The organism is Pseudomonadota bacterium (assembly GCA_018823135.1).
In the GTDB taxonomy this organism is placed as follows: domain Bacteria; phylum Desulfobacterota; class Desulfobulbia; order Desulfobulbales; family CALZHT01; genus JAHJJF01.
Genome location: JAHJJF010000021.1, coordinates 1 through 2,108, shown reverse-complemented (window position 1 = coordinate 2,108; position 2,108 = coordinate 1). Strand labels below are relative to the sequence as shown.

Below are 2,108 nucleotides of genomic sequence, written 5' to 3'. Positions count from 1 at the left end.
CCGCGATTGAAGACGCAAGCAGCGCAAACGGGTTAGTTGTCAAGAAATCTGCCGGAAGGATGGAGAATTTTTACTGCTTATTTGATTTTCGATCCAAGGGAGAAGTTTATTCCTTGACAACCGAAGGCCATATAGATGTTATGTTTTAGTCCACTTTCTTGATGTATTTGGTTGAAGTTAAATATTTTAATTCAATTACAACAGGTACATTTACATCTATTTCGTAAGGCTCTACTGCCACGACAGCTTCAATTTTCTTACCTTCGAAAAGTACGGAATTAATGCTTCTTCTAAATCCCAGTACTTTTAAAATTGTTCCTGATGTTAAGGTATCTCTTGTGATCAACTCCGGACCGGACCAAGTCGGCTGAGTCGGGCTAATGGTGTATATATTAATTTCTTCGCCATAACCAGGTGACAAATTAACCCCAGAAATAAACATCTCGTTTGTCAGAGAAAAGCGAGTGTTTAATAAGGGTTTATATCCTGGATGGTCGCTTACATCTTCAAATTTTAGCTTACAGCCAGAGATCAGAGTGAATAGACAAAGAGTAAGTATGATAGATAATTTTTTCATATTGTCCGAAACATAACGCCACGCATGAGAGGCGCGCCAAAAGCCTAGCCCGATAAGGCCGCCGCGCTTCTTCGCGTCCTACTCAATGCGATTGTTGGGCGTGTTGCCAGCCAATTTCTTCAGCATCTTCGTCGGTACTTTCATTCCCCGATCTGCCGATCTACCCTCCCTGTCTTTATCCAGGAAATGATTGATCTGACCACAACCCCCTCGCGTCCCTGGTAGGAGTGCAGGTGGGCACCACCACAGGGGTCTCCCTCGGCCACGCCGCCACGCACCGTCACCAGATTCTCGCCGGCATATTCCTTCACGGTCGAATAAGGCGTGTACTGGCAGGCATCGTTCTCGTTATGAACATGAAGCACCGGGGCGGGTGTGGAGTCATAGGAAAACCCGGCAAGTGAATTCGCAAAGCCCCGACTATTTTGCCCGTTCATCGACGCGGAATGAATGCTGCCGCTGATCTCGTTGCCGAGGTTCTTTGCCAGCCACCTCGAGCTGATCGTTCCGAAGCTATGTCCCATCACAAAAATCCTTGAAATCCCGTGCTCATCCCTGAGTTTGGCGATGATGCTTCTCACATCGTCAGCGTGTTCTTTCGATGACCGATAGCTGTCAAGGCAACCGGTCGGCTGACCCCCGGATATGCCCCACTGATCAGTAGGGCAGTCCATGATCACTAGCGCAATGCCTTCTTTTGCAAAAAACCGTTGGTTCATTCTCATGAAAGGTTGCAGATTGGGCTGCTTGTCCGCCACAGACTTGATTCTTGCAATGCCCGGGTAGCCCCGAAAATACAAGAGAGCCGTGTCGGTAGGCTTGGCCGGCTTGGCCAGGATCGCCCGCTGGAACACAGGGGATTTTGTGAAAATTCCTTCCGTTCGCCCCCTGTCGATCTCAATCAGCACATCGGTTTGCGCATGCGCAAGCGAAATGCAAAACAAAGCCGCTGCAACTGCCACCAATGCTTTTCTCATATCCCCCTCCTTGATTGATGCCCAACGCTTGAACTCTCTTGCCTGAACGAAGGCGCGAAGCGCCATAGTGAAGGTCAAGAGCAGTGAGTTGTTATCTGCTTCTTTTGTAAATAGTATTTAGCTATATTAATAGCTATCGTCAAAAGTCCAGCAACAAAAATCCAGAATATAACAATTAAAGACCATCCAATTAAATTTTGTGGGACAGCGCCGAATTCATGTAATTCATAAAAAGGAAACTTTAAATGCGCTAAAGGAATCCCAGGTATATTGACCCACAACAAGTATGGTAAAAGTAATAGTATTCTCACCATACTATCAGGAATTAATAGGTACAAAGAAGGAGAATTTAGTAGTAACACTGTTAAGAAAAATAATTTTTTGTTTTTCATCAATTTATCCTTTTTATCAGATAACGAGCCTGTATAAAAAGCATCTTGGTGAAAGTGGCCTGTCAGCCTGAAAAGCTTTTTTCTTGGCCCAATGATTTTGTTCAGATTTACAATCAGTTTATAATTATTTCTTACTCAATCGTCCGGTTAAATCCTATCTTT

The 2,108-nt window shown here is 44.9% G+C and carries 3 protein-coding genes; all 3 read right to left on the bottom strand.

Features of this window, described 5'->3' with window-relative positions:
* Positions 1–145: 145 nt before the first annotated feature.
* The 3 genes from KKE17_01795 to KKE17_01785 all read right to left on the bottom strand — a co-directional run bounded on the left by KKE17_01795 (position 146) and on the right by KKE17_01785 (position 1,946).
* Entirely contained in the window at positions 146–577 is a 432-nt protein-coding gene (locus tag KKE17_01795) for a hypothetical protein (GenBank protein ID MBU1708715.1), read from the bottom strand.
* A 140-nt stretch (positions 578–717) separates the two neighbouring features.
* The gene (locus tag KKE17_01790) at positions 718–1,554 is read right to left on the bottom strand and encodes a lysophospholipase (protein ID MBU1708714.1); all 837 of its coding nucleotides are present in this window, start codon (positions 1,552–1,554) and stop codon (positions 718–720) included.
* A 74-nt stretch (positions 1,555–1,628) separates the two neighbouring features.
* A complete protein-coding gene (locus KKE17_01785) occupies positions 1,629–1,946 on the bottom strand; it encodes a hypothetical protein (protein ID MBU1708713.1) in 318 nt (105 codons plus the stop codon).
* Between the last annotated feature and the right edge of the window lie 162 nt (positions 1,947–2,108).

What these genes read in the sequence shown, in the direction of transcription:
- KKE17_01795 (MBU1708715.1), bottom strand. Translation starts at nt 577, where the DNA reads ATGAAAAAATTATCTATCATACTTACTCTTTGTCTATTCACTCTGATC.
- KKE17_01790 (MBU1708714.1), bottom strand. Translation starts at nt 1,554, where the DNA reads ATGAGAAAAGCATTGGTGGCAGTTGCAGCGGCTTTGTTTTGCATTTCG.
- KKE17_01785 (MBU1708713.1), bottom strand. Translation starts at nt 1,946, where the DNA reads ATGAAAAACAAAAAATTATTTTTCTTAACAGTGTTACTACTAAATTCT.